General features: G+C 66.8%; 24 protein-coding genes. 16 read left to right on the top strand and 8 right to left on the bottom strand.

Features of this window, described 5'->3' with window-relative positions; translation table 11 throughout:
* Nucleotides 1-210: 210 nt before the first annotated feature.
* Genes ACQZ2A_RS10295 through rarD form a run of 3 tightly spaced genes read left to right on the top strand, consistent with a single transcriptional unit; the run spans nucleotide 211 to nucleotide 4,153 of the window.
* Entirely contained in the window at nucleotides 211-2,076 is a 1,866-nt protein-coding gene (locus ACQZ2A_RS10295; protein WP_430210408.1) for a 2-oxoacid:acceptor oxidoreductase subunit alpha, read from the top strand.
* Between the two features lie 17 nt (nucleotides 2,077-2,093).
* On the top strand, nucleotides 2,094-3,170 hold the full coding sequence (locus ACQZ2A_RS10300) for a 2-oxoacid:ferredoxin oxidoreductase subunit beta (RefSeq protein ID WP_430210629.1): 1,077 nt from the start codon (nucleotides 2,094-2,096) through the stop codon (nucleotides 3,168-3,170).
* Nucleotides 3,167-4,153 carry an EamA family transporter RarD gene (rarD, locus tag ACQZ2A_RS10305; RefSeq protein WP_430210409.1) on the top strand — a complete coding sequence of 329 codons (987 nt, stop codon included), beginning with the start codon at nucleotides 3,167-3,169 and terminating at the stop codon, nucleotides 4,151-4,153. The genes ACQZ2A_RS10300 and rarD overlap by 4 nt, the downstream gene beginning before the upstream one ends.
* Before the next feature lie 58 nt (nucleotides 4,154-4,211).
* Here the strand turns inward: rarD and ACQZ2A_RS10310 are convergent, their stop codons facing one another.
* The gene (locus tag ACQZ2A_RS10310; RefSeq protein ID WP_430210411.1) at nucleotides 4,212-4,721 is read right to left on the bottom strand and encodes an SRPBCC family protein; all 510 of its coding nucleotides are present in this window, start codon (nucleotides 4,719-4,721) and stop codon (nucleotides 4,212-4,214) included.
* Between the two features lie 228 nt (nucleotides 4,722-4,949).
* Here ACQZ2A_RS10310 and ACQZ2A_RS10315 point away from each other — a divergent pair, with 228 nt between their 5' ends.
* Both ACQZ2A_RS10315 and ACQZ2A_RS10320 read left to right on the top strand, forming a co-directional pair.
* The gene (locus ACQZ2A_RS10315) at nucleotides 4,950-5,189 is read left to right on the top strand and encodes a ribbon-helix-helix protein, CopG family (RefSeq protein ID WP_430210630.1); all 240 of its coding nucleotides are present in this window, start codon (nucleotides 4,950-4,952) and stop codon (nucleotides 5,187-5,189) included.
* Entirely contained in the window at nucleotides 5,186-5,428 is a 243-nt protein-coding gene (locus tag ACQZ2A_RS10320) for a toxin (protein ID WP_430210414.1), read from the top strand. The genes ACQZ2A_RS10315 and ACQZ2A_RS10320 overlap by 4 nt, the downstream gene beginning before the upstream one ends.
* A 579-nt stretch (nucleotides 5,429-6,007) precedes the next feature.
* Here ACQZ2A_RS10320 and ACQZ2A_RS10325 read toward each other — a convergent pair.
* Nucleotides 6,008-8,188: a hypothetical protein gene (locus ACQZ2A_RS10325; RefSeq protein ID WP_430210416.1), complete on the bottom strand. Its 2,181-nt coding sequence runs from the start codon at nucleotides 8,186-8,188 to the stop codon at nucleotides 6,008-6,010.
* Between the two features lie 701 nt (nucleotides 8,189-8,889).
* Here ACQZ2A_RS10325 and ACQZ2A_RS10330 point away from each other — a divergent pair.
* Genes ACQZ2A_RS10330 through ACQZ2A_RS10340 form a run of 3 tightly spaced genes read left to right on the top strand, consistent with a single transcriptional unit; the run spans nucleotide 8,890 to nucleotide 12,358 of the window.
* On the top strand, nucleotides 8,890-11,349 hold the full coding sequence (locus ACQZ2A_RS10330) for a CHAT domain-containing tetratricopeptide repeat protein (RefSeq protein WP_430210419.1): 2,460 nt from the start codon (nucleotides 8,890-8,892) through the stop codon (nucleotides 11,347-11,349).
* Nucleotides 11,343-11,702 (top strand): hypothetical protein, encoded by a 360-nt coding sequence (locus ACQZ2A_RS10335; RefSeq protein WP_430210421.1) that lies wholly within the window; start codon nucleotides 11,343-11,345, stop codon nucleotides 11,700-11,702. The genes ACQZ2A_RS10330 and ACQZ2A_RS10335 overlap by 7 nt, the downstream gene beginning before the upstream one ends.
* Entirely contained in the window at nucleotides 11,699-12,358 is a 660-nt protein-coding gene (locus tag ACQZ2A_RS10340) for a hypothetical protein (RefSeq protein ID WP_430210424.1), read from the top strand. Before ACQZ2A_RS10335 ends, ACQZ2A_RS10340 begins: the two co-directional genes overlap by 4 nt.
* 600 nt (nucleotides 12,359-12,958) lie before the next feature.
* Here the strand turns inward: ACQZ2A_RS10340 and ACQZ2A_RS10345 are convergent.
* A complete protein-coding gene (locus tag ACQZ2A_RS10345; RefSeq protein ID WP_430210427.1) occupies nucleotides 12,959-13,225 on the bottom strand; it encodes a hypothetical protein in 267 nt (88 codons plus the stop codon).
* Nucleotides 13,226-13,754: 529 nt separating this feature from the next.
* Between ACQZ2A_RS10345 and ACQZ2A_RS10350 the strand changes: the two genes are divergently transcribed.
* Together ACQZ2A_RS10350 and ACQZ2A_RS10355 are read left to right on the top strand one after the other, a co-directional pair.
* Nucleotides 13,755-14,696 (top strand): hypothetical protein, encoded by a 942-nt coding sequence (locus ACQZ2A_RS10350; protein ID WP_430210429.1) that lies wholly within the window; start codon nucleotides 13,755-13,757, stop codon nucleotides 14,694-14,696.
* A gap of 195 nt (nucleotides 14,697-14,891) precedes the next feature.
* Nucleotides 14,892-15,368 carry a hypothetical protein gene (locus tag ACQZ2A_RS10355; protein ID WP_430210432.1) on the top strand — a complete coding sequence of 159 codons (477 nt, stop codon included), beginning with the start codon at nucleotides 14,892-14,894 and terminating at the stop codon, nucleotides 15,366-15,368.
* 206 nt (nucleotides 15,369-15,574) lie between these two features.
* Here the strand turns inward: ACQZ2A_RS10355 and ACQZ2A_RS10360 are convergent, their stop codons facing one another.
* The 3 genes from ACQZ2A_RS10360 to ACQZ2A_RS10370 all read right to left on the bottom strand — a co-directional run bounded on the left by ACQZ2A_RS10360 (nucleotide 15,575) and on the right by ACQZ2A_RS10370 (nucleotide 18,116).
* Nucleotides 15,575-16,123, bottom strand: coding sequence for a hypothetical protein (locus tag ACQZ2A_RS10360; RefSeq protein WP_430210434.1), 549 nt, complete (start codon nucleotides 16,121-16,123; stop codon nucleotides 15,575-15,577).
* A 1,121-nt stretch (nucleotides 16,124-17,244) separates the two neighbouring features.
* The gene (locus tag ACQZ2A_RS10365) at nucleotides 17,245-17,658 is read right to left on the bottom strand and encodes a hypothetical protein (protein ID WP_430210437.1); all 414 of its coding nucleotides are present in this window, start codon (nucleotides 17,656-17,658) and stop codon (nucleotides 17,245-17,247) included.
* A gap of 56 nt (nucleotides 17,659-17,714) precedes the next feature.
* The gene (locus tag ACQZ2A_RS10370; protein ID WP_430210439.1) at nucleotides 17,715-18,116 is read right to left on the bottom strand and encodes a hypothetical protein; all 402 of its coding nucleotides are present in this window, start codon (nucleotides 18,114-18,116) and stop codon (nucleotides 17,715-17,717) included.
* Nucleotides 18,117-18,200: 84 nt separating this feature from the next.
* Here ACQZ2A_RS10370 and ACQZ2A_RS10375 point away from each other — a divergent pair, with 84 nt between their 5' ends.
* Nucleotides 18,201-19,259: a serine/threonine-protein kinase gene (locus ACQZ2A_RS10375; protein ID WP_430210441.1), complete on the top strand. Its 1,059-nt coding sequence runs from the start codon at nucleotides 18,201-18,203 to the stop codon at nucleotides 19,257-19,259.
* Between the two features lie 205 nt (nucleotides 19,260-19,464).
* Nucleotides 19,465-20,328 carry a hypothetical protein gene (locus ACQZ2A_RS10380; RefSeq protein WP_430210442.1) on the top strand — a complete coding sequence of 288 codons (864 nt, stop codon included), beginning with the start codon at nucleotides 19,465-19,467 and terminating at the stop codon, nucleotides 20,326-20,328.
* Here the strand turns inward: ACQZ2A_RS10380 and ACQZ2A_RS10385 are convergent.
* Complete coding sequence (locus tag ACQZ2A_RS10385) at nucleotides 20,316-20,984, bottom strand: DUF488 family protein (RefSeq protein ID WP_430210444.1); 669 nt, start codon at nucleotides 20,982-20,984, stop codon at nucleotides 20,316-20,318. The genes ACQZ2A_RS10380 and ACQZ2A_RS10385 overlap by 13 nt on opposite strands.
* 632 nt (nucleotides 20,985-21,616) lie before the next feature.
* On the opposite strand from ACQZ2A_RS10385, the gene ACQZ2A_RS10390 reads away from it, so the two are divergent.
* Nucleotides 21,617-22,021: a VOC family protein gene (locus ACQZ2A_RS10390; protein WP_430210446.1), complete on the top strand. Its 405-nt coding sequence runs from the start codon at nucleotides 21,617-21,619 to the stop codon at nucleotides 22,019-22,021.
* Nucleotides 22,018-22,359: a winged helix-turn-helix transcriptional regulator gene (locus ACQZ2A_RS10395; RefSeq protein WP_430210448.1), complete on the top strand. Its 342-nt coding sequence runs from the start codon at nucleotides 22,018-22,020 to the stop codon at nucleotides 22,357-22,359. The genes ACQZ2A_RS10390 and ACQZ2A_RS10395 overlap by 4 nt, the downstream gene beginning before the upstream one ends.
* Here the strand turns inward: ACQZ2A_RS10395 and ACQZ2A_RS10400 are convergent.
* Nucleotides 22,347-23,312: an SMP-30/gluconolactonase/LRE family protein gene (locus ACQZ2A_RS10400; RefSeq protein ID WP_430210451.1), complete on the bottom strand. Its 966-nt coding sequence runs from the start codon at nucleotides 23,310-23,312 to the stop codon at nucleotides 22,347-22,349. The genes ACQZ2A_RS10395 and ACQZ2A_RS10400 overlap by 13 nt on opposite strands.
* Before the next feature lie 149 nt (nucleotides 23,313-23,461).
* On the opposite strand from ACQZ2A_RS10400, the gene ACQZ2A_RS10405 reads away from it, so the two are divergent.
* Together ACQZ2A_RS10405 and ACQZ2A_RS10410 are read left to right on the top strand one after the other, a co-directional pair.
* Nucleotides 23,462-24,679 (top strand): sensor histidine kinase, encoded by a 1,218-nt coding sequence (locus tag ACQZ2A_RS10405; protein WP_430210453.1) that lies wholly within the window; start codon nucleotides 23,462-23,464, stop codon nucleotides 24,677-24,679.
* 10 nt (nucleotides 24,680-24,689) lie between these two features.
* Nucleotides 24,690-25,319: a response regulator gene (locus ACQZ2A_RS10410; protein WP_430210454.1), complete on the top strand. Its 630-nt coding sequence runs from the start codon at nucleotides 24,690-24,692 to the stop codon at nucleotides 25,317-25,319.
* Nucleotides 25,320-25,493 lie beyond the last annotated feature (174 nt).

Raw genomic sequence — 25,493 nt, forward strand, 5'->3', positions numbered from 1 at the left:
TCGCGGGCGTCGTCCGTCCCCGTACCCCTCCATGGGGCGCCAGCCTAGGCGGCCCGCGGCCTCCGCCGTCGCGGGGCCGGCCCGCCGCGGTGGCCGACCGCTGGGTGGATGCGACCAAGGCCACCCTGACCTGCGACGTACGATGGAACACGGTGCGCCCACGAGCGTGTTGGGCCCCACGAGAGCACTCCCGACACCCCAGGGACCACCGTGACCAGCAAGACCGTCCAGACCCTCGACCGCGTCGTCATCCGGTTCGCCGGGGACTCCGGCGACGGGATGCAGCTGACGGGTGACCGGTTCACCTCCGAGACCGCGGCGCTCGGCAACGACCTGTCGACGCTGCCGAACTTCCCGGCGGAGATCCGCGCACCCCAGGGCACCCTCCCGGGCGTCTCGAGCTTCCAGCTGCACTTCGCCGACCACGACGTCCTCACCCCGGGCGACGCCCCCGACGTCCTCGTCGCGATGAACCCCGCCGCCCTGAAGGCCAACCTCGCGGACCTCCCCCGCGGCGCGACGCTCATCGTCAACACCGACGAGTTCACCAAGCGCAACCTCGGCAAGGTCGGGTACGCCGACAGCCCGCTCGAGGACGGCTCGCTGGAGTCCTGGCACGTCCACCCCGTCGCCCTGACGTCCATCACCGTCGAGGCGCTCGCCGAGTTCTCCGGGCTCACCCGCAAGGAGAAGGAGCGGGCGAAGAACATGTTCGCCCTCGGCCTGCTCTCGTGGATGTACACCCGGCCGACCACGGGCACCCAGGAGTTCCTGCGCAAGAAGTTCGGCGGCCGCCCCGAGATCCTGGCCGCCAACCTCGCGGCGCTGACCGCCGGCTGGAACTACGGCGAGACCACCGAGGACTTCGCCTCCACCTACGTCGTCCAGCCCGCCCCGATGGCGCCCGGCACGTACCGCAACGTCACGGGGAACACGGCGCTGGCGCTGGGACTCGTGGCGGCGTCGCACCGGGCCGGGCGACCGCTCGTGCTCGGCTCGTACCCCATCACGCCGGCCTCGGACATCCTCCACGCGCTCTCGTCGATGAAGCGGCACGGCGTGACCACCATCCAGGCCGAGGACGAGATCGCCGGCATCGGCATCGCGCTCGGCGCCTCGTACGGCGGGGCCATCGGGGTCACGACGACGTCCGGGCCGGGTATCGCGCTGAAGTCCGAGACCATCGGGCTGGCTGTCTCCCTGGAACTGCCGCTGGTCGTCGTCGACATCCAGCGTGGTGGGCCGTCGACCGGCCTGCCGACCAAGACCGAGCAGGCCGACCTGCTCCAGGTGATGTACGGCCGCAACGGCGAGTCGCCGGTGCCGGTCATCGCCGCGCAGACGCCCGCCGACTGCTTCGACGCCGCGATGGAGGCCGTGCGCATCGCCACGGAGTACCGCACGCCGGTCGTCCTGCTCTCCGACGGCTACCTCGCGAACGGCTCCGAGCCGTGGTCGGTGCCGTCCGTGGAGGACCTGCCGGGCGGGCCCGTCGAGCTGGCGTCGGAGCCGAACGCCGTCGACGACAAGGGTGAGCCGGTGTTCCGGCCCTACCTGCGCGACCCCGAGACCCTCGCCCGCCCGTGGGCCGTGCCCGGCACTGCGGGGCTCGAGCACCGCATCGGCGGCATCGAGAAGGCCGACGTCACCGGCGACATCAGCTACGACCCCGACAACCACGACCGGATGGTCCGCCTGCGCGCGGCCAAGGTCGCCGGGGTGTCGGTGCCCGACCTCGAGGTCGACGACCCGACCGGCGACGCGCGCGTGCTCGTCCTCGGCTGGGGCTCGACATACGGCCCGATCGCGGCGGCGACGCGCGTGGTGCGCAACACCGGTGCGGCCGTGGCGCGGGCGCACCTGCGGCACATCAGCCCGTTCCCCGCGAACCTCGGCGACGTCCTGCGCCGGTACGACCGCGTCGTCGTCCCGGAGATGAACACGGGTCAGCTCGCGCTGCTCCTGCGCGGCACGTACCTCGTCGACGTCCGCACGCACAGCTCGGTCCGCGGGCTCCCGTTCACGACGGTCGAGCTCGCCGACGTCATCTCGTCCACCCTCGAGGAGGTCCGGTGACCACCACCGACCTGGGGATGCCCGTCAGCGGGCTCCAGCACGTGCCAGCGCTCCCCGACGGCGCGCCGAAGCAGACCAAGCGCGACTTCACCTCGGACCAGGAGGTGCGCTGGTGCCCCGGCTGCGGTGACTACGTCATCCTCGCGGCGGTCCAGTCCTTCCTCCCCGAGCTCGGGCTGAAGCGCGAGAACATCACGTTCGTCTCGGGCATCGGCTGCTCGTCGCGCTTCCCGTACTACCTCGACACGTACGGGATGCACTCGATCCACGGGCGGGCACCGGCCATCGCGACCGGTCTCGCGACGTCGCGGCCGGACCTGTCGGTGTGGGTCGTCACCGGTGACGGGGATGCGCTGTCGATCGGCGGCAACCACCTGATCCACGCGCTGCGCCGCAACGTGAACATGACGATCCTGTTGTTCAACAACCAGATCTACGGCCTGACCAAGGGCCAGTACTCGCCGACGTCGCGGGTCGGGCAGGTCACGAAGTCGAGCCCGCTGGGGTCGGTCGACGCGCCGTTCAACCCGGTGTCGCTGGCGCTCGGTGCCGAGGCCACGTTCGTCGCGCGCGCGATGGAGTCCGACCGCGCCGAGCTGACCACCATCCTGAAAGCGGCTGCGCAGCACCGGGGTACGGCGCTGGTCGAGATCTACCAGAACTGCCCGATCTTCAACGACGGCGCGTTCGAGGTGCTCAAGGACCGCTCACAGCAGGAGGCGCGCATCGTTCGTCTGCGTGACGGTGAGGCGATCACGGTCGGCGCCGAGGACGACCGCAAGGTGCTCGTGCGCCAGGGCTCGGGCGTCATGAAGTTCGTGTCCGAGGCGCAGGCCGAGACCGGCGAGAAGGGTGCGGTCGTCGTCCACGACCCCGCTCTGGACGACCCGTCGCAGGCCTTCCAGCTCTCGCGGCTGGACTCCCCAGAGATGACGCACGTGCCGATGGGCATCTTCCGCCAGGTCTCGCGGCCGACCTACGACGACCTCGTGCGTGCGCAGGTATCCGGTGCGGTGGAGGCGGCCGGCGGGCCCGCCGGCGACGACGACCTCGCCGAGCTGCTGCGCGGGCGTGACACCTGGACCGTGGGGTGACGTCGGGGGCTCCTGACGGTTCCGGTCCGACCGCGTCCGACGAGGCCGCGGCGGAGGTCCGCCGGGGCACCGGCTACGGGTTCCTCGCCTACGGCGTGTGGGGTCTCTTCCCGCTGTACTTCGCCTCGCTCAAGCCGTCGGGCGCATTCGAGATCCTCGCGCACCGCATCCTCTGGACGCTGGCCATCTGCGTGCTCGTGCTGCTCGTCCGGCGCGACCTCGCGTGGATCCGCGGGTTCGTCACGCGGCCGCGCCTCGTCGCCGGCATCACGGTGGCCGGGCTGCTGATCGCCGCGAACTGGGTCATCTACGTGCTGGCGGTGCTCACCGGGCGCACCTACGAGGCGGCGCTGGGGTACTTCCTGAACCCCATCGTCACGGTGGCTCTCGGGGTGTTCGTGCTGCGCGAGCGGCTGCGGCCGCTGCAGTGGGCCGCCGTGGGCGTGGGCGCCGTGGCGTCGGTGTGGCTCGCCGTGGCCGGCGGTGTCGTGCCGTGGATCCCTCTCGCACTGGCGTTCTCGTTCGGCCTGTACGGGCTCGTGAAGAAGAAGGTCGGCGCCTCGCTCGAGGCGATGCACTCGCTGGCCGCCGAGACCACCGTGCTGGCGCCGGTGGCGGTCGTCGTGCTCTTCGTGCTCGCGGCGAGGGACGAGATCACCTTCGCCGGGCACGGCGGATGGCACACGACGCTGCTCGTGCTGTCGGGGGTCGTGACGGCGGTCCCGTTGCTGCTCTTCGCTGCTGCGGCCCGCCGGATCCCCCTGGTCACGGTGGGGCTCATCCAGTTCATCACCCCGGTGCTGCAGCTCGTCGTCGGCGTGACACTGCTCGGCGAGCACGTGTCCGGGCGGCTGTGGATCGGGTTCGGCATCGTCTGGGTGGCCCTGGTGCTGCTGTCCTACGACTCGCTGACGGCTGCGCGCACCTCCCGCCGTGCCGCCGCCGCCGACCGCTCGCCGGAGTGCCCCGAGCCCACGGTCTGAGCAGCGAGGAGGATCATCCGGGTGGGAGCACGGACGATCCTCCGTCGCGATGCGTCACTCAACCCTCGTCCGTGACGAGCCCTGCCGGGTCGTCAGGGCGACGGAAGTGAGCCCCGGACTCGATGGCCGCTCTGATGCGACGAACCGAGCTCTCGGTCTGCTGCTGGAGCGACGGAGCGATCCGCTGCCCCTCCCCGTGAGGCACGATCATCTCGAGCTGCAGGTTCAGGGCCGTGCGGTCGCCGTCCAGCGCGGTGAGGACCGTCCGCTCGACGAGGCCACCCTCACTCGTCAACCACCGTGCGGCGAACATGGTCGGTGCGTTCGTGCTCGAGACCTCGACCATCTGCACCGACACGATGCCGCCCAGGTCGTGCACCACGCAGATCTGCTCCCCGGGGCGCCCGACCGGAGTGCCCGGGACGCGGAACGTCTTGGTCACGCCGTCCGACACGAAGAACATCGACTCGGGAGCGGTCACGAAGTCCCAGACGCGCTGTCGTGACGCGGCGACCTCCACCGTCGCCTCGCCGACGACCGGGTCGTAGCCACCCTCGGCTACGCCCACGTGCCCTTCCCTGCTGTCCCATCGCTGCTCGAGTCGCTTGAAGATCGATCGCCCCACGGGCTCAGACGCTACCCACGCCGCGGTGCGCGCTGCAGCGGATCGAGCGTTCTCTGACCGAACGCCACGCGCGCCGCGATCGCACGACAGACCCTCCCCCGAAAGCGGCGATGTGGGCTACCTCCACGGGCTCACGCCGTGGTCCCGATCGCCCCATTTTCGTTATACGCTTTGATCGTGGCGAGTGACGAGCAGATTCAGAAGTGGGCGGACGAGGCCGAGGCGGGCTACGACGTCGAGGCCCTCAAGCGGCGCGGCCGCGGCCGACCCGGCCGTGGAGCGGAGCCGATGCAGGTCGTCGCGGTCCGGCTCACTGCTGAGGAGCTGGATGCGCTCGATGCAGCCGCGTCGAAGAATCGCATGAGCCGCTCTGAGGCGATCAGAGCAGCCTTGGCGCACTTCGCGGCGTGAAGGTCCACCCCAGCGCACTCAAGCATGGGGTCGCCCTCGAGGATGCCGTCCAGGCTGCCGAGTGGGCGATCTGGATCGAGCCGCTGACTGAGGATGAGACTCCCGCCCGCGAACTCCGTCTCGGCTTCGACACCGGCGCTCGAATGCTCGAGACCGTCGTGCTCATCTTCGACAGCGGGGATGAGATGGTCATCCACGCAATGCCGGCCCGGAGGAAGTACCTCGACCTGCTGCCATGACGACGACCAGTAGCCCGTCTGGCGGCGGAGAGACGCAGTTTTGATCCAGACATCGACTCGCTATCGCGCTAGGACGAACTTCTTCCGTACAGAGTCAGGCCCGAGTGCTGCGATGCTCTCGTACACCGACTCCTGGGCCGCGTCTGATCGCGTGCTGTCGGCAGCCAGGCGTAGCGCTGACGCGGCACGAGCACGCGCAAAGTCGTCCTCTGGTTGGGACCATTCACCCTGCTCGTCTGCAGACCACCCCTGCGAGTCCTGGGCGTCGGACCACCCTGCCAGGTCGGTTCCTTCGGGCGGGATCTCAAGCCCGGACGCTGCCAGCGCATCGAGCGCCAGCTGATAAACGAGCTCTGACCGCCGCTGACGCGGCATCGCAACAAGTGCGGCGGCAACGTCGGGATACACCTGCTCGAGCCGCGTCGTCATAAGCCCATCCAACCGGAACGCGGACGGCATCTCCCATCCAGAAGTAGCGAAGTCGACAGTCAACAGGCGGCGAATTGACGCGCGAGCGTCTCTTTGTCGGACTGGCCGACCGGGCGGGTCTTGGCAAGATGCGCCCGGACACTGGGTTACTCAGATGGCCGGCTGGTCTGAATCCTCGCCAAGGCCAATTGACCTTACAACCATCCGGTCGAATCCCCACCGGTTGATGATGACTCGAAGCTCCTCCATAACGGTCTCTACAAACCGGATGAAATCACCGATCAAACGCCGCGTTGCGGCGAGCACAATAAGTTCTTCCTCGACCTGAAGGACGGCAACATTCGGAAAGCCCGCGTTCTGCAGGCCAGCGCGAAGGAGCGCGAGCCGTCCTGATTGCGTCGAGTGCCCCTGGTAGAGAACAAGCAGGTCGGAACGCTTCGCACAAGCGGAAACTAGGCTGCGAGTAGTTCCGGAAAACAGGACGTCCATCAGTTCGGCATGTGGCGGGTCCAAGCCAATCAGGTCAAACCGCTGGTCAAGAATGGGATTTGTCTCGTTGAGAACGTCCCGCGCGTCCGCCTTAAGCCACAATCCATCCCGTCCCGAGTCAAGTCCCACGGCGCTGGCGGGGACGAACTTATCCACCGAGGTTACCGTGTGCCCCTCTTGCGTTAAGAGGCGATTCGCGATCCCGCTTCCCGAGAAGAGGTCGAGAACCCTCATACGACTCCCCCGGTCGCCCTGCCTCGCTCCACGGCGAACCCATTCACCCGCCACGGTGGCTGTGCTCAGAAGCGCTAGAGCATGGGCGACGGAGGGGCCAATCGTTTCCGTCTCGTTGTAACAGACGAGCTTGTTCAGTTCTGCTTTAACAAGAACCCGACCGATGACAGAGTCGTCCGCGACGTCGCCTTGGGACTTGTCGATAGTCGACATCCGATCACGATCAAGCCCCCTGCGGACCCGTTCCGCAAATCGCCCAGAACCCTCTGCTCCTGGGGTCGGCCTCACGTCAAGACGAACCCGCTTAGGGAGATGCGTGTCGATTGCCGTCGCACCTTGGGGCTGTAGCCACGTCAGCCCTCGCATCCGCAGCCCTGTAAGCGCCCCCTCGAGCGCTCGTTCAATCTTGAGGAGGTTGTAACCGTTCTCTCGGAAGAGAAAGGCAACAGCATCCGCGCCCTTTGCCTCGATCGGCACCGTGAGAGTGGCCCTGCGACTGTTGGTCCGGCTGCTGCGATGCAGGAGCACGTAGATCGACGCTTCATCGATGCGAATTAGCGGCTGGTCCGGCGTCGTGTATGTCCCGGTTAAGTCGATGGACTGAAGGATCTCATTGCCCACCGACGCGACATCGCGAGTGAGCGCCGCTGTGAGATGCCGTCCACCGCTCTCCGACCTGGCCAACTCAATAGCCACCTTCTCTAGGTCATATGCAAGGGAAGCACGGGACTCATCCTCCGGCACCGAAAAGTACAGGACATCTTGGGGACCGAAATGACGACCTCGGAGGGGGCGCGGCACCTGCTGTCCAAAGCGGTTCTCGACAAGCCAGCGAAGTGACGGGAAGGCATGGTCTTCGTCGTGCCGCTTGAGAATTACACGGTCGTGCACGCCGGAATCTGCGTTACGAACCCAGCAAATGAGGACAGCGCCGGGAGGTACAGCGTTCAAGCGCGCGTAAGCTGTCAGGGCGTGAGCTACCTGGTTTGAGCCATCTTTACCGATGGTTGCCTCGACGGTGTTTGTCGACTTTTGATAGGCTTTATCGACGTTGATAAGGGACGCCAGCACGGCATCGTTTTCAGCACGATCGATGGTTGGTAGCGAGTCGGCACGGCCCGAGGTGAGAGCCTCCCATGTTTGGTCCACATCATGATCCAAACTCTTGGCCACTCGAAGGGCGAGTTCATCCTCTTCAGGGAATGAGGACGCAGGGATCGCCTTCGCCGCCAGAAGGGCCGACGTCAGCAGCACCTTGTCATGCCCGTCCAAGTGACGGCCCAGCCGAGAAAGCAAGGGGTGGCTAGGGTCGTTGTAGATAAGGTCGTCCGGAGGGATGCGGATGGTTAATCCGCCTTGCCCGTAGCCATCCGGGTAGCGGTGAGTCCACACCGTCACCGATGCATACAGGTCCTCCAGGCTCCTCAATGCTGACAGGCAACTCGCCGTGTTGCGATCGTTAAAGGTAAGACCAAACAGGACGAGGTGAAGGTCCTCCGCAGACTCGCGTGCCAAGAGCGCCTCTACTCCAACCGTCCAGAACTTCGCAGTCCTACCAGTTGTCACCGGATCGAACCACACCTCGCATTCGTGCCCGCTGCGATTCACGAGGCGATAGAAAACCGCTGCACCAAGCACTGCAGACGCTCGGCAGTCGTGGATGAGAAGAAACCGTGCCACGTCATCCCCCTGCAAGGTCCGTGTGTCTAGTTGGCGCACCGTAGCAGCGTGCTGACGCCTAGGGCGCCCCGAAGGCCGGTCCGTCAAGGCGAGCTTGTCGAGTACGGTCGGCAAGCGCCGAGTGGCGGTGGGGCTCGGGGCGCAATGACGCACAGGCGCTGGCTCACGTAATCTGTCACGCCCGACCGGCATCTACATCTCGCGAACGTCGTTGAGCCTGGCACCGCCACAAGGGTAGACATCTAGTTCGGCACTCAGGTCCCTGTGGACTCAGTTGGACAGCGCCTTTGGGGCATGTGGAATTAGCGCGCGGACCGAATTTCAAGAGGCGAGCACATTTCGTTATGCACCGCCCTCTGGGCCGGACTCCTGGTCCTGCACGGCGGCACCGCTCGACCACATCCCTAAGACGAACGCGCTGACCGTGTTGCCGAGTACTGGCTCAGCCTGACCGGTCCGGGCGCAATCCCTTCAACGGCGAAGCTGAACGCCCAACAGGAGAAGATTGCTCGCTTACGTTCGGCCGTCCTAGCGGCCAGTGCCCGGGATGCCAACGGCCGCTCAGGCCATGGCGCGAACTAGCCGGCGATGGTAGGCACTGCCTCATGGTGGACGCCGAGCCTGCAAGCGTGACCGACAGCAGCCAGCGGCTGTACCGCGACTGGGTCGCGGTTCCGGACCGTGATACAGGCCCTTGGCTAGTCGAGTGTCCCGAAGAGCCAGTCACGATTGCGCTGCGATCCCGGTGGCACTACCTGCGACAGCTGGCCGCTCGCCCCGCGGTCGCGCCGGACCACCGTGTCGACGTTGGCATGTGGAAACGAGAAGTCGACCTCGAGGATGAAGCCGACCGCGCATTGGTCACGCACGATTTAGACGTTGCCGAGGACCGGTTCACAACGATGCGCAGGCACGCGTCGCACCCTTTGGTAGAAGTGCAGGCTCTCATCGGGTTGGGCGACGTCGCTCGGGAACATGACCAGACCGACCGAGCACGAAAGCTGTACGAGGAAGCGTTGAGCGCGGCCTCGGACCTCAATTTCCGGTTCGGCGCGCTGCGAGCGCGTCTACCGCTGGTTTACCTGACCCGACGCGGCGGCTCCGCCCGGCAGATGTTGGCTTTGGCGCAAGATTGCGAGAGCGACGCCCGGGCTCTTGGCGACGCCATTTACACGGCCAACGCGCAGATTGCCCAAGGAGAGGCGCTGGAACTCGTCGGCGAGCACGACCGCGCCGCGTCGGTCCTGTGGGAGGCGTTCAGCTACTTCGAGAAACACGGCAACGATGTGGGCATGGCGGGGGCCGGCATCCGCCTTGCCGACGTCCACCGTCGACGAGAGGACGCGGACGCCATCATCGCGGTTGCCAGACAGGTCGCCGACGCAGCCTTGAGGGTCGGGGCGGTGCAAGAGGCGGTGGACGTCCACGACCTGTTGGCGTTCGCGCACACCGCCAACGGCGACTACGAGGAGGCGTTGCGGGCGTGCGAGAGAGGGCTCGCGATGGCTGGCACTGCCCTGCCTCGTTCCACCGCACACCTGCATATTTCTCAAGGGACCGCGCTGCGCCACAACGGTCAACCGGACGACGCGGCCCATGCGTTCGTGGCCGCACTCGATTACTTCGAGGACCGCACCGACGATGAATGGATGGTGTCGTACTGCCTGAGCCACCTCGCCGACTGCGCGGCCGACCTCGATGAAACCGACCAGGCTGTACAGCTCCACCTGCACGCCACAGAACAAACCGAGGTGGTCAGAGCCCGTCAGGACCGACCCGAATGGCAGCGGGAGTACCGAGCCCGGTTTGACGACATCTACCGCCGCGCATTGACCTACATCTGCCAAGCGAACGTCCCGGAGGCGTTTGCCACTGTGTTCGAGCGCCTGTGGGGACGGCGACTTGCGGGCATCACCGCAGGGCTGACCTTCCGACCGCAGGACGACCCCGCCCTGCTGGCACAGCTCATTGCACGCACCGACCAAGCTCGGCTGAAGGACCCGTTGAACCGCGATGCGCCAAAGCGGGCGGTGCGAGCCCTGGGACGGACCGCCCTGTCTGGGGCCCTTCCGGACCAGTACGCGGACAACATGGCCGGACCTTTGGCAGCGGCATACCGAACCGTCAGCACAGACGAGGCCCGGCAGCTGCTGGCCGCGGTCAACACGGAGGTCGCTCTCGTCCTCATGTGCGAAGTACCCGCACGGCCTGGGCAGATTGCCTGTCTGTTCAAGGCTCCAGGACACCCAGCGACCGTAACGCTCGTGGAACTGCCCGAGGCAACGAAAGCGGCACTCGACCAATGGACGTCACCGTGGCCAACCGACGCCACCGCTGCCGACCTGCACGCACTGGCACCGCTGTTGGCCGCACCGTTGGCGCAGCTGCCGACTGGCACCGGCATACAGCTCGTCCCGCTAGAGCGGCTGTGGTCCATTCCTTGGGCGGCCCTACCCGTCAACGGCACCCCGCTCGGGATGGCACACCCCCTGATGATTGTGCCGTCCTTGACCCTGGCGGCGCATCACGGCCCCTTGCCAGCAGCCGTACCCGATGACGGGAAGGTGTTCGCCCACATAGGTGGAGACGTACACGTACACGACCTCGCTGGGCTCGCACCCGCCACTAACCGAGCGACCGCCGGTGCGTCCGCTCGGGAGGCAGCGCTGAGCGGGGACCTCGACACGTTGGTGGTCGTGGCGCACGGACGCCTCACCCGCGGGGTGGGTCACTACCTCGAGCTCGGGGACGACGTCCTGCTCACTCCAGCGGACATGTTCACGGCGACGGTGCCACGCAGCGTCGCTCTGCTCGCGTGCTGGGGTGCTCACACGATGGAGCCGAACACTGGTGAACCGTTGACGCTCGGAACGCTTGCACTGGCCAGAGGCAGCCGTCAGGTGCTGACGACCATAAGCGAGCTGGGCGATAGCCGCTTGGCTCGCGCGGTCGTCAACGACACCCTGTACCGGGCGCGGACGCAGCCTTGGGCGGCGGCGTTGTTGTGGACCCTGCAACGGCGGCGAGAAGAACTCACTGCTGCCCCCTTGTCTGACTGGGCTCCCTTGGCGACCCTCGGAGCATGGTAGAGACCCCGGTTGACTACGCGACGACAGACCGCTACGACTACGAGTGGACGTCGAAGGCGTATGACCTCCTCAAGGCAGGCGCTTTGGAAGTGGGCATTCGCCGCATGGACAACATCCGCGAAGGGTGGGTCAGAGGCCAGTGCCCACGATGCCCACACGCCCTGCACTGGACGATGACGCTGGACGCCGTGGTTGGCACCGCCGGCAAGCTGAATACTCTCAGCCGAGAAAAGGACACGTACATCTCGTTGGACGTGACCTGCGGGTGCGACGTCACCCATCCGGGCGCTCCCATCGGCGTCAGCGGGTGCGGTGTCGTGTTCCGCGTCGAGGTGAAGGAAGGCACGCCATGAGCGCGCAGTTCAACCGCCCCTCTGGACCACCCACGCAGGCAAGTTCGAGCGTGCAAACGCAGTGGCAACAACTGACGGTTCAGTCGCTCCCGCGTGTTCGCGAGTCCGCCACCAAGTGGCGCGACGGCCTGGCCGCACTAGTCACGCTCATCACCGCAGGGCTCGTGGTGTCCGGACCCGAGAAGGTTTCCGACGTCGACGAGGCATGGCGCCCGTGGCTCACCGGCACCCTTATCGGCGGGTTGGTCGCCACCACAGTTGGGCTGCTGTTCGCCCTCAGGGCGGTTGCTGGACAACCGAAGGCTTTGACATTCGAAGAGTTCGCCGACAAGTGGGGTTCGCAGAACGCGTTGGCAGCCGCGGACGCCGAACGCGCCCGCCGGGACCTTCGCTGGGCTGCACGGTTCGCAGTCCCCGGCTTGTTCGCTCTCATTGCGGGCGTCGGCTTGTGGCTTCTTAGCCCAACAGGTTCCGCAACCTCAGCCGTCGAGGTCACCTCCAGTACCGAACGGTTGTGCGGGGAATTGAAGAGCGCCGACGACCAGCAGGTCCGACTGACCGTCGACGGGGAGAGCAAGGTCACCGAGGTGAAGTTCGCCGATGTGCAGAACATGCGCCTGGTCAAGGAGTGCGACACAGGCCGTCAAACGAGGTGACCTACACCCGCACATCCGACCCGCCCGGTCCTGCCACAGAGAAATGGGCTCTTTGGCAGTTGGCCTGGCCGAGCGCGCCGGCGCGCCAACAAGGCGTTCGCCGCTCTTGGCCCGGGAGCATGGAACGAGCAGCCTCACATTCACTTATGGGCACCAGCCGCTATCGCGGATGCGGCGTAGCCATCGGTCGCGTCGGATCCAGCCAGTCGGTCGTGTCCTTGTCCATCTCGGATCTCTGCAGGCGGCAGGCCGCGGCCCCTGAGGACTAGCGACTGCCGACGACGCACGGTGAGCAGTGCCGCCCGATGCTCGGCCGACGCCATACGGGTGCAGCAATCGCTCAGTGGAGAGAGGGGCGAACCGTTGGATCGACGGCTACGCAGTGCGCGACGCCATGTGGAACACCGCCGGGTAGAGCTCGATGAACTCCCGAGCGATCATCGGCCGACTCTGCCACTTGCAGGCTCGCCTACTCGTAGGCAGGTCACTTGCGGCGAAGTGACGCACCAATCGAGCAGTGTGCACCGCTTGGGTGTGGGGCGGATGGCCGGCGAACGGGCGCTCGCCCCCAATAGGATGGGTTGGAACGTGCGCGGTCGACTATTCCCTGTCGGCATCCTGGGTGGCCACCGCATTAGCGGGATCCCACCCCGGGACGTCCTTGCCAAACATCGTCAGTATGCGAGCGAGCTGCCTGTACGCCGCCGGGTGGTAGCGCTTGGACGCCGGATTGTTGTTGATGTAGGTGTGGAAGAAGTCCTTGACGTCCTTGTCGTCGCTCGTGATGTGGATAGTGCCGTCCTTCGCTGCCCAGATCTGCGCACTGTCGAGGCGGACGTAACTGACGTCAGACTTCGTGTAGGCCACCGCAATGCTCCTTCGCTCGGCATTCCATGGTGGCGGCGGTCAGCCGAAACGTCCAGGCGTTGCGCACATCGCCGATCGTGCGCTGCGGCACCTGCTGCGATGCGACGCTCCGCTGCGCGTCTCACAGGCTCGTTTTCAGCGTGAGCGAACCGCCACTCCTCTACGGCGCTCGATCGACGCGACCATAGGCCCAGTCCGCACGACGAAAGCTGGAAGGGTGCGCCGACCGATAGCCACGGCCGGTGATATCCGCATACCCTCTCGATAGGAGGCGTAGCCGTGAGTCCTGTTGGAGGTCCAGGAGCGCGGCGCCTTAGGGGCGCTGCGGATCGCGGCATGCTCGAGATCACCTGTACATGCGAAAGGGTCTACAAGATCCCCGAACGGGCGAGGCAACGAGCGAAGTGCCCGTGTGGCCTACGCGCGAGTGAACTCCCTGATCGCGAGCCTGCAGAGTAATCGGCTCACCTCTCGCTAACCTTTCACCATTAGTGATGCCATCAAGCAATTTGGTGCTCGGCTACAGGCTGTGGGCCTTCTGCCGACCCTTCTTGCTGTGTGGGTCCTTGCGACGATGCTCCTCGTTGGCGCGCCCTCCAAGGACCTCACATGGACCTCCGTCACATCAGCGTTTGCCGCCCTCAATGTGAAGGAGGTCGGGCTCGTAACTGTCACGGCCATCGCCCTAGCGGTGACGCTCCAGCCGCTTCAGTTCCGCATGGTGCAGCTGCTGGAGGGCTACTGGCCCGTCTCCTCGCACGGGTGGGCGTATCGACTGGGCCTTTGGCGCCAGACGCGACGGTTCACTCGCTTGGAGGGACGACTTTCGGTGACCGAGGATCCAAGTCGGGGAGCTGCACAGCAGAGAGCGCTTGAGGCCCGCGCAGAAGCGGCCATGGACCGCCTTGAAGAGCGCTTCCCCTCGGAGGATCGGCTGTTGCCCACGGCTCTGGGGAACGCCCTAAGGGCGGCAGAGGATAGGTCCGGCCGCCGATACGGTCTTCAAAGCGTTGTTGTCTGGCCTCGTCTCTACCCGCTGCTCCCAGCGCACCACCGGTCCTCCATCGAGGACGAGGTGACACAGTTGGATGTGTCGTCTCGCCTTGCCGTCACGTGGAGCTTCACCGGTCTGCTTGCGTCCGCAATTGTTCTTCGCGACCTGCAGGCCGCGCTTCAGAATCCAAGGTGGTGGCTAGTTGTCGGGGCGATCTGGGCGCTCGCTTGGTTGTCTTACCACGCAGCTGTCGAGTCGGCCGTGGCCCACGGGCTCGATATTGAAGTCGCCTTCGACCTGTATCGGTCGTACGTTGTTGAAGCAATGCGACTACCTGCCTCTTCAACCCTGTCCGAAGAGCGCCGAGTGCTTGCAGGTCTCACAACCCTGTTCGAGACCTACGACGAGACGCACGATATCGAGTTGATCTATCGCAAGGATCACCCGGTAGCCGACCGCGCTGACCACCGGACGTGAGCGGGACGGGGGCGCGGCCCCTAGTGATCGAATCGTCCGGCAGATGGTGCGCCGCAACGATGCGGTGCCCTAGCGGGGTTTTCCTCGCAGGCGGCGGAGCGACGCCGTTCTCTACGTCACACCGTTAGGTCGAGGTCTGAACGCGGCGGTGTGGTGTCTCACCTCGCTCACCCCTGCGCACTTATGGTGCAGCGCATGATCGAGGACTTCCTGGTTGGGGTCGCCGCGTCCACGGTGGTGGGCATCGTGCTGTGGCTGCTGTTACCGCGCGGCGTCGTCCTCACCCGGCTCAAGCGCGCAAGCGATTGGTGTGGGCAGCCGATTTCCGACACCTGGGTCCTTCGTAACGACTCCGCCGTGGCGGGGCGCCTGCTTCGCGTGCAGGTGACCAACTCGTCGATGTACGACGACACCCGCGGCCGATTCGTACCGCAGATCCTTCAGGACGATGTCGCCGCTAGCACTGGAGTGAGGATGTTCCTCGACGACCAAATAGGGGAACTTACTCGCGAGGAGACGTTCGCAGGACGGTGGACGGGAGTCGTGGTCGAGCCAGGCGACACCATCCAGGTGACCGTGCCCAACAACACCGATGTGCGTGTCGACTACAGGCGCGACGGCTGGACAGGAGTGTTGGAGCGGCGACACGTGCGCGTCCGCGGCGGCGTCTAGCACGCAGACTCATCGGCTCAAGCCAAATGCCTCGTGAGTGCCGCCACTCTCAAGGGGCGCTATGACGCACCCCCAGGGGGCGGCCTTCGGCGCTGGTCTACTGAGAGAGTCCCGCCACTTCACCCGAGTCGAGTCGCCGACCGCATCCGGATCGTGAAGGACTGCCTTACCAGGAAGAATTGCGGCTTCGCTGGTAGCCGCCCGCGTTACTGTTCCTGCGACTGGGGCCTCAACTGGTCGTGCGCGAACTTCAAGTCGTGCTGCATAGCCGACATGAGATCTCTGTATGACGTCATAAAGGCTTGCAACTCTGCATCGTCATGCGCCCCGCCGGCACGGCGTGCAGATGCAGTGCTGAGGTCGTAGCAAAGCGACAACAGCAAGTCCATCATGTCGCTATACAGTTCCTGCACTGTGCGGCTTGCGTTCAAACTGACGCCCAGTTCAAGCACCTCGAGTTCGTGATATGCCTCAGACTCGGCCAGGTCGCGACGGGGGGTCTCGTGACGCAACGCCCGCTCCAAGAGCCGGATCTGTACCTTCGCTGCCGCGTTTACTTCACCGAAGAGTTGCGACTTGCGCGCGACCTCACTACGCAGATACTCCAGCGTTGTGTCGTCCTGCCACTGCTGACGCTCCCAGTCAATCCGCTTCGAGTCCCTGCGCGATGTGGCGATCGCCGCGACCACTTGGGCGAGGACTGCTCCAGCTGCTCCGACCATGGCTGCCACGGCGACTACTTGCACCTCGTCCATCCCGCGCAGCGTAGTCCGTGCAACCAGAGGTGGCTGGATCTCCGGGGGGTGTCCGGTCCTTCGCGCAAGGGACGACTACCGACGCCTGGGTGCAAGCGTTCCTTTCGTCTCTTCCCTTCCCGTCTGAAGGCATCTCGAAGTGGACAGTCTCTTCTGAGATGGTCCCTTCCAACCGGGACGAGTGGCTCAACGACGGGCGATGCGCTCCGACGCCGCTCGTCGGCTCGGTGCCACGGGCGGCGAGGAGATGCACGTGCTGCGCCATGGCCGTACGTTGCTCTAGGGAGTCAAAACCGCCGCCACGCTTTGGTCGCCACGATGTGGAAGTGGCGCTTGAGACGCTCGGCGATCGGGCTGGTCCTAACCTCAGGACCATGAAGGCCGACAACAAGCCGGCGAGACGGTTCGCGAGCGCCATAGAGAGATCGCTGTCCGCGGCTGCCTCTTATGACGGCCACGACGAGGAGGAAGCATGGGCACTAACGCTGAACGTCCTCGCAGCGCTGTATGGGGCGGAGGAAGTAGAGAGGAGGCGGGACCAGGGCTACTACGAGCACCGCGATGCCAGCCCGAATGGACGTGTGCTCGGTGGTCTCATGTGGTGCCGCAACGATGTTCAGCACGCCGGGGGCGATGTGCGGCGACTGCGCTGGTCGCAAGCCGAGACGTACGTGAGGCACGATGGCGAGTGGAGGCGGGCTCAACCGTATGTCCGCCACGACGGCGATTGGATGCCTGCTCAAACCCTGGTGAACGGTTGGACTTGGCCCCGCCGGGATGAGGCGCCCCCGGATGGCAAGGGCCGGCACGCAATGTACGACGAGCGGGTTGCTGAGCGCCGATGGTTGGAACCCATGCGGGACGCTGCCTCGTATCTCTTGGAGGAGCGGCACGGTTGATCTGGCGGCGCAGAGACGCTGATAGCCGGTGGCGCGGGTGACGTGAGACTCTGAGTGGCTTAGCCGCGTCACCCGCAATCGCACACCGCGTGGGCATCTGCTGAGCCTCCTCAGGCGAACCGCAAGCTTGGCCGACGAACCAAGCTTGCGAGACGGTCAGGCGGCATGCGGCCATATGGCGGCTACTCCGCACCGTTTGACGATTGCAGAACCCGTAGGCGATCAGCCCGTCACGGCGTTGAGGTGCCGATCGTTTCCGATGCTCCGCACCGCGTCACACCCCTCAATTGGCTCAGCCCAGTGGCTGAGCAGTGCCGCTTCGACGTAAATCGCGCCAAGCGCCCGCACAGATTGAGCGCGCGTTGACACGTTCGCCTCCCCAGAGATGTGCCCCGCTACAAGAAGGACGCTGCAACCGTCGAAGCGGAGGGAGCGGTCTGCCAGGGGAAGCGTGGGATCCAACAGCAAGGCTGCGCCAAGAATTCGGTCACCAACCCCGTCGCTGGGCAGGGCGACTGCGTTCTGAGTCCGCATCAACTCAACCAAGGCCTGAGCGGCAGCTAGGAGTTCGTCCCCGGCCAACAGGCTGTTGCGGGTCTGTGCCTCCAGCACCCCAGCGAGCAGTTTGGTGGCCACCCGGCCAGTGTGCACCAATGCAAAGGGCGACGGGCAGTGGCTGCCCGGCGCGCCACTCATGCCATGGAGCTCAGGGCGGCCGCGGCCGCCTCAGCGTGGGCCTTGGCCACCAACGTTCCTGAGCGCTTGTCCAGATCGTCCTTGGAGGTGTCTCGCGCCTTTGCGCACTCCTTCCCTGTGCGCACCCGGACATCGGAGGTCACATCCAGACAGGCGGAGACGATCCCACCCTCGATCATGAGCCGCAGTTTCGGGCCGTCACTATTGCGACTCTGAGGTGCCTGGTCCGCTCTTCGCACTATGACCGTGTCCGGTTTCATGGACTTCGCGTGACCCCTCACCGCCGTAGCGACATTTCCGACGTGCGCAGCCCAGTCGTCGTCGTCCCCCGTCACGGGGAACTCCTCGACGACTCTCGCGGTCGACTCGTCGTCGCCGCTCTCTCCTTCGAGCAGCACCATACTCACGGTCGACTTCCAATTGTTGACCCTGACGGCGATTCCCAAGACTCTCACCTGGTCATTGTGCCTAGCCTTTGCCTCATGTCATCCGCCGCGCCCAGCCCGATCGGCTCCGTCATCGCAGATCGTTATGAGGTGTTGGACAGTCTCGGCTCGGGTCAGCACGGCGAGGTCTGGCGCGTTCACGACATCAACCTCGATGCGATCTTCGCCCTCAAACTCCTCGGGCCCAACCAGATCGCGGGCCCTTGGGCCGAGGCGCGTCTGCTCAACTCGCTCAGCGGCGACTACATCCTCCCCGTCCGCAACGCCGACACGACGCCGGAGGGAACGAGGTACGTCGTAACCGACGTGGCCGAACACGGCACCGTCATGGACCGCATCGACCCGACCCTCGGTGTGGCGGAGGAGCAAGCAGTGAGTTGGGTGCGGGAGGCGTGCAACGGACTGGCCCGCGTCCACCGTCACGGACTCCTGCACCGAGACGTTAAGCCTGAGAATCTATTCGTCACCGACTCGGGCAAGTGTCTGGTTGGAGACTTGAGCTTGGCTGGGGCACAGAACGCCTCGGGCTGCGTTGCGGCAGGTGGGACGCTAGAGACGATGGCCCCGGAGGTCGGAGCCGTCGCCCTTCCGGGGTACTCGGGCGACGGTGCGGTCTACTGCGTACGCAGCGAGGTATTCAGTCTGGGAGCGACCCTCTATTGGTTGCTGGCGGGAACGCCGCCAGTCACGGGCACTCGCTACCGGGATGCAGCGACGGCCGTCCTGGTCGATCTGTGGGAGTTGGCTCCGCACGTTTCTAGGGGCACCCGTGACATCGTGATGAGGACCCTTAGCGCGGATCCTGCCTCTCGGCACTCAGACCCCGCCGCGCTGGCTGCTGCGTTGGGTAGGCGCAACCGCCCCGAGCGGCGGTGGGTGCGAATCGCGGCGCATCCTGACCACGAGCGCTGCTACGAGGGCGTCAAAGCCGGCAGGGCCGTCGCCCTCTGCGTCGCCTCGAAGGGGGCCCAAAGCGGGTACACCCTTCACATGCATCACAGACCTTCGGGTAGGCGCCTTGCACATGACGGCACGTCCGCCAGCGCCGCTGGTCTGAGTCGAGCCATCCGTTCCGCCATCCGGGGCATTGGTTGACGTCGGGTGGGTCTAAACGCCACGCGCTCTGTCGGCGGATTGGCGTTGGCATTCACCCCAGGTTCGTTCGATCGGCCGAGTGTGCACACTCGCGCGATCGCCGACCTAAGCCCCAATTCTGTGCGAGGGACTGCGGAGTTCCACGCGTCGATGGCACGCTCGTTCCTGCTGGGGGGCTTCAGCAGCACGTGGCCCAGCGGCCGTCATGGGTCAAGCAAAGGGGGAAGGCGTGGTTCGTGGGCAAGAATCGCTATTCGGGGGACTGGATCGCAACAACGTCAAGCCAGCGCGACAAGAAGAACTTGAGGTTCTCATCACGGTTAAAGCTGCGCCCAACCCCTCGGAGAAGTCCGGAGAGACGGTATGCGTGGCCGGCGTCGGGCTAACGGCAGGACGAACTCGCGCCAGATGGGTGCGCCTTTACCCGGTCAACTTTCGATTCCTCGAGGCAGACCTCAAGTTCACTAAGTACGACATCGTCCGCGTGCGCGCGACGCCAGCGGTGGGAGACCCTAGAGCTGAGTCTTGGAAGCCGGACATCAGCTCGTTGGTTGTGACGGATCATCTACCCCCATGGCAACGGCGGCGAGAACTGCTGGACTCGCTAGCGGTTGACGATATGTGTGAGCTCAATGGCGTGAATCAGGCGGGCGCCACGGGACCCTCCTTGGGGTTGGCGCCAATCCGGGACATCCGCGACCTCAAGATCACCCGGCACCCGGGCTGGTCAGCAGTCGAGCAGGCCAAGATTGACGCCTACGTGAGCCAACTCGACCTCTTCGATTCGGCCGACAAGACTCCGTTGGAGCCGCCGCGATTCGTCGGTCATTACGTTTGGCGGTGCCACGCTGAGAGCTGTCGGGGCCACGAGCAGTCCATCATCGATTGGGAGTTTGTCGCTTTGCAGCGCCGCCTCGCTCGTCGCTCGGATGCGGAAGTGCGGGACGCGCTGAGATCGCGGTTCTTGGATCAGATGTTCGGAACCGGGCGAGAGCCATCGTTCTTCGTAGGTAACCAGTCGAAACGGCACCATGTCTTTCACGTCCTCGGGGTGTACTACCCCAACTGACCGATGTGTTGGCGGACCACGAAGCGGTGACAACTCTCCTCGTCATGCTCGAAGCACAGAAGTGCAACATGCTGCCGCGCCGCGCGGCTCTGAATGTCACGAAGGGCGGCCCGCGCAGGCTCAGCACCAAGCAAAGAGTGGTACCGAAGCCTTCCTTGCTCGATTTCGTTGCCCGCGAAGGCGGCGCGGTTATCCTTTGGATTTCCCAAGGCCCTGTAGTGCAAGTACTCCATCCCGCGGGAGCGAAGGGCTTCGCCTAACCTCGTCTTACTGAATCCCGGCTTGCGACTGATCGGGTTCAATCGAACGTCGGCGATGACCTCCACCCTCAGGTCGACCAGCCGGTCGAGGAACGTCTCAAGGTCGAGTCCTTCGTACCCTACGGTTGAAAGATGCCCTGCCGTGCCATTGAGATTCGCAGAGCGGACCCAACGCTGCAGTGGTTTGTCGAGGGCGTCTGCGAGTGCCGAGGCCGTGAACACGCCGGGGTTTGCTACGTGGCCCTGCTCCAGTTTTAGCAGCGAATGCAGGCTGATGCCTGCGGCGGTCGCCAGCTCCGCTTGCGTAAGCCCAGCGTTTTGACGACATTGCGAGATGACTCGGCCAAGGGCCGCCCCGCGGCTCAACTGATCATCGGTCACCGTCGGTCGGCTCATGAGGGGTAGTACATCATTACTAGGCGACTTCGACTGCCTCGCGCGACGAACAAGGCTCATTCCACTACTGCGGATCCCTTGATGATCGAGGCATGGGTTTACCGGGCAAGGTGGCGCCCCCCTCTTCCTGTTGGGCGTTGAGCTACCCCCCGGAGATTGGCCGTGAGCCGACACCCCTGAGTGGGCGGAGCCAAGGGCTAAGTGGGCGGATGAGAGCGCCCACAGTGGGCGGTAGGACTCGACCTCGACGCTGGCGCATCACTTGAAATGGATGCCCGTTCGGGCCTCTCACGCGCACCGGGCGCCCCTCCTCTCCAAGGCCCCGGCGGCCCGAGCGCCGAGGACGCCTGGGCCAATGCTGCCGAGGTCGCCGCTGTAGCTGGAGCGCGGCCGCCACGACAGAGGTACCTGCTGCGACGGACCTGCGCGGCTATTCGCGAGGCGCTCGGCGTCGACGCCCCGAATTCGGGTCGCTGTGGCACTACAGGGTCCGACGATGAGTAGCTGGTCTTGTCCGAGCTCCCCCACCCGCCGGCCGAGCCGGACCGCGCGCTCCTCGCCGACCGGCTGTCAGCGGGCGGGCGATGACAAAGGTCTTGACGCACGTACTTGCATTTTGCAAGCATGCTCGCATGAGCCTCTTCATCACCTGCCCCGTCGAGAGCGTCGACCGCTCGACCGCCTTCTACACAGCCCTCGGCTTCTCGCTCAACCCGGACATGTCAGACCACAACGTGTCGTGCTTCGCCATCGCGCCCGAGCAGTACCTCATGCTCGGCAGCCGCGAGATGTACGCGAGCGTCGGCGGCACCGAGGAGCTGATCGGCGGACCCGACACCCCCTCGAAGGTGACGGTGTCGTTCGACCTCGGCAGCCGCGAGGCGGTCGACGACCTCGTCGAGCGCGCCGGTGCTGCGGGAGGGCGCATCGGTGACATCGACGACTACCCCTTTATGTACCAGCGCCAGTTCGACGACCCCGACGGCTACCACTACTCGCCGTTCTGGATGAAGCCGCCCGCCGACTCCGGCGAGTGAGCGACCTCGCCGCGGCCCTCGACGTCGTCGGGAGCCGGTGGGCGCTCCTCATCGTGGAGCGGCTGCTCGACGGCCCGCAGCGCTACGGCGACCTCCAGCGAGACCTGGGCGCGCCGACGAACATGCTGGCCACCCGCCTGCGCGAGCTGCAGGCCGCCGGTGTGCTGACCCGGTTGCCGCTCCGCCACAACACCCGCGCCTACGCGCTGACGGACCGAGGCCTCGCCCTGCGCGAGGCGATCGACGCCCTCGGCCGCTGGGCCGCATCCGCCACGCCTCCCGGGCCGACGGCGGATGCGGACGAGCCTCGCCGACCGCGAGGAGGTCAGCCGACGTAGGGGTCGGTGACGACCTCGTACGGAGGCGTCGCGACCGTCTCGTCGAACTTGCTGTCCACGAACAGGATCCGGCCGCGCAGGACCTTGGCGGTCGTCAGCACGCGGGTCGGGTCGGTGGGTCGCTGCGAGACCAGGCCGGCCCGGCGTCCGTCCACGGTCAGCGTGAGCGTGGCGACGAACCGCTGGAAGTTCCGCACGACGAGCAGCCGGTGGCCCTGCCGAACCAGCCCGTCGGCGCCGGTGAGGTCGGCACCGCCGGTGGCCACCTCGGAGACGCTGCCGTCCCTGAGGGCGAACCGCCAGAGCCGCCCCGTGGTGCCCTGGGCCACGACCAGCGCCGAGCGGTCGGCGCTGACGACGATGCCTCCGAGGTTGAAGCCCTCGAGCTGCGGGACGGTCCCCGTCGCGTCGGCCCACCGGCTCACGGTCCAGCCGCCGCGGGACTGGGCCACGCGGTACACCTGCGGGGCGTTGGAGTTGGTGAAGTAGGCCGCGCCGTCCGGACCGATCGCGACGTCGTTGAGGAAGACGTCGTCCCCCGGCGCCCGCAGGGCGGCGAGCAGCCGCCCGCTCGGCGAGTACACCCAGAGGTCGGGGCGGTCGGGCTGGCCGATCCCGTTCGGCCCGCCGGCGACGTAGACGCGGCCGGCGCGGTCGACCGTGATCCCCCGGGCGGTGAAGCGGCCGTCGGTGCCGTCACCCGCGAGCCACTCCTCGGTCCGCGCCGATCGTGCGCTCCCGCGGTGGATCTCGCCGCCGGTCACCTCGCTGACGTAGAAGAGACCGCGGCGGGTGTCGGCGCCGATGCCCTCGAACTTCGAGCCGCCGGGGTCACCCGTCAGGGTGTAGGAGGTGGGGCGGGCGTGCGCCGAGGCGGGCGCGGCGAGGGTCGTCACGGCGGGGACGACGGTCAGGGCGGCGGCGGCGAGGGCGGCCGGGACGGTGCGCTTCACGAGGGGCTCCTTCGAGGACGGGGGTCGGGACCATGGCTCCGGGACCATGCTGTGCGACCGTCGGGGCGCCCGCGTCATCCGCCCGGCGACGCCTCGATAGCCAGATGGATGACGCCCGCCTCCACCCCCGTCTCTACGCTGGGCCCACCATGGACCCGACCACGGCCCCCTCCGACGCGACCGACCGGACCGGTGGCGGCGGCATCCTCGCGCCGGCCACCGGGCTGGACGCGTGGCTGCGGGCGGTCCTCGTGGTGCTCACCGTCACCTGCGCCGTCCGTTACCTCGTCCGCCACGACTTCGACGCGGCCGGTCTGGGGGTGCTCGTCGGCGCCGTCGCGCTGGTCGCCGCCTACTCGATGCGCGGCCGCCTGCCGCAGGGGCCCTCGTGGCCCACCGCCTGGCTCGTGGCCGTCGTGGCGCTGTGGGCCGCACTGACCGTGCTGGCGCCCTCGTTCGCCTGGACGGTGGTCCCGCTCGCCTTCGCCGCGCTGCAGGTGCTGCCCTTCCGGTACGCCGTCGGCACCGTGGCGCTCATGACGCTGGTCGTGTGCCTGGCGTGGCTGCGGATCACCGACGGGCTCGACCCGACCCTCGTCGCCGGTCCGGCGGGGATGGCGCTCATCACCGTGCTCGGGTATCGCGCGCTCGAGCGAGAGGCCGCCGTGCGGCAGGCCCTGCTGGACGACCTGCGCGCCGCCCAGAGCGACCTCGCGGTGGCCCAGCACCGCGCGGGTGCCCTGACCGAGCGGACCCGCCTCAGCCGCGACATCCACGACTCGGTGGGCCAGGGCCTGTCGAGCATCAACCTCCTGCTCAACGCGGCCGACGAGGACTGGGACCGCCGGCCCGGGCAGGCCAGGGACCACGTGCGTCGCGCCGCGAGCACCGCCCGCGAGGGCCTCGATGAGGTGCGCCGCGTGGTCCGCGACCTCGCCCCCGCCCGGCTCGACGAGGACACCTCGGCCGAGGCGCTGCACAGTGCCCTGGACGGCGTGCTCGCCCAGGCGCCGCCATCGGTCGACGTGTCCCTGCGGGTGGACGGCTCGGCGCGGCCGGTCCCCGATCCCGTGTCGACCGCCCTGGTCCGCACCGCCCGCGGGGCCCTGGCCAACGTCTACGAGCACTCCGGCGCCGGGCGCGCCGTCGTCACCCTCACCTACCAGCACGCGGAGGTGCTCCTGGACGTGCGCGACGACGGCCGGGGCTTCGACCCTCAGCGTCCGCGCGCCCGGGGCGCCCGCGGCACCGGGCTGCGAGGCATCCGGGAGCGGGTGTCCCTGCTGGGGGGCCGCACCGCGGTGGAGAGCGCGCGGGGCGAGGGGACGACGGTCTCCGTGGCGGTCCCGGCCCCGCCGGTGTCCTAGGGTGACGGCCGTGGCCGCGGTCCGTGTCGTCCTCGTCGACGACCACCCCGTCGTGCGGGCCGGTCTCCGGGCCCTCATCGACAGCCAGTCAGACCTCGAGGTCGTCGGGGACGCCGACGGGGTGGACGCGGCCGAGCGCGTCGTGAGACGTGAGGCTCCCGATGTGGTCCTCATGGATCTCAACCTGGGTGCCGGCCCCGGCGGGGTCGAGGTGACCGCCGTCCTGCGGTCACTGCCCTCACCGCCCCGGGTGCTCGTCCTGACCACCTACGACACCGAGTCCGACATCCTGGCGGCCCTCGACGCGGGGGCGACGGGGTACCTGCTCAAGGACGCGCCACCGCAGGAGCTGTTCGCCGGCATCCGGGCCACGGCCCGCGGGGAAACGGTGCTCGCGCCCTCGGTGGCCGCGACCCTGGTGCGCCGCGCGTCCTCGCCCGGCCCGGTGCTCACGGAGAGGGAGGTCGAGGTGCTCGAGCTGCTCTCCCGCGGGATGGCCAACAAGGAGATGGCCCGCGAGCTGTTCGTGTCCGAGGCGACCGTGAAGTCGCACCTGTCGCACATCTACTCGAAGCTCGGGGTGGACACCCGGGCCGGGGCCGTCGCGGCGGCGATCGAGCAACGCGTCATCCGCCGCTGAGAGTGGCGGCGCTCGGGGTCCGCCGGAGCCGGCCGGCATCGGCCGGCGTCCGCCATCGTCGCAATGGGGTGGCCGTCGCGGCGCCCGATGGGGGCCGACCTCGTCCCGGGCGGTCGCTCGACGCGCGCCGGGCGTCGTCCGCGGGTAGCGTTTCGTCCCGACCGCATGACAACG

The sequence above is a fragment of the Phycicoccus avicenniae genome, assembly GCF_050496545.1.
GTDB lineage: Bacteria > Actinomycetota > Actinomycetes > Actinomycetales > Dermatophilaceae > Phycicoccus > Phycicoccus avicenniae_A.

Bases quoted from the DNA above. Each gene is read 5' to 3' on its own strand.
- ACQZ2A_RS10300 (WP_430210629.1), top strand. From the start codon at position 2,094: ATGCCCGTCAGCGGGCTCCAGCACGTGCCAGCGCTCCCCGACGGCGCG.
- ACQZ2A_RS10335 (WP_430210421.1), top strand. From the start codon at position 11,343: ATGGTAGAGACCCCGGTTGACTACGCGACGACAGACCGCTACGACTAC.
- ACQZ2A_RS10340 (WP_430210424.1), top strand. From the start codon at position 11,699: ATGAGCGCGCAGTTCAACCGCCCCTCTGGACCACCCACGCAGGCAAGT.
- ACQZ2A_RS10355 (WP_430210432.1), top strand. From the start codon at position 14,892: ATGATCGAGGACTTCCTGGTTGGGGTCGCCGCGTCCACGGTGGTGGGC.
- ACQZ2A_RS10360 (WP_430210434.1), bottom strand. From the start codon at position 16,123: ATGGACGAGGTGCAAGTAGTCGCCGTGGCAGCCATGGTCGGAGCAGCT.
- ACQZ2A_RS10375 (WP_430210441.1), top strand. From the start codon at position 18,201: ATGTCATCCGCCGCGCCCAGCCCGATCGGCTCCGTCATCGCAGATCGT.
- ACQZ2A_RS10380 (WP_430210442.1), top strand. From the start codon at position 19,465: ATGGGTCAAGCAAAGGGGGAAGGCGTGGTTCGTGGGCAAGAATCGCTA.
- ACQZ2A_RS10385 (WP_430210444.1), bottom strand. From the start codon at position 20,984: ATGAGCCGACCGACGGTGACCGATGATCAGTTGAGCCGCGGGGCGGCC.
- ACQZ2A_RS10390 (WP_430210446.1), top strand. From the start codon at position 21,617: ATGAGCCTCTTCATCACCTGCCCCGTCGAGAGCGTCGACCGCTCGACC.
- ACQZ2A_RS10405 (WP_430210453.1), top strand. From the start codon at position 23,462: ATGGACCCGACCACGGCCCCCTCCGACGCGACCGACCGGACCGGTGGC.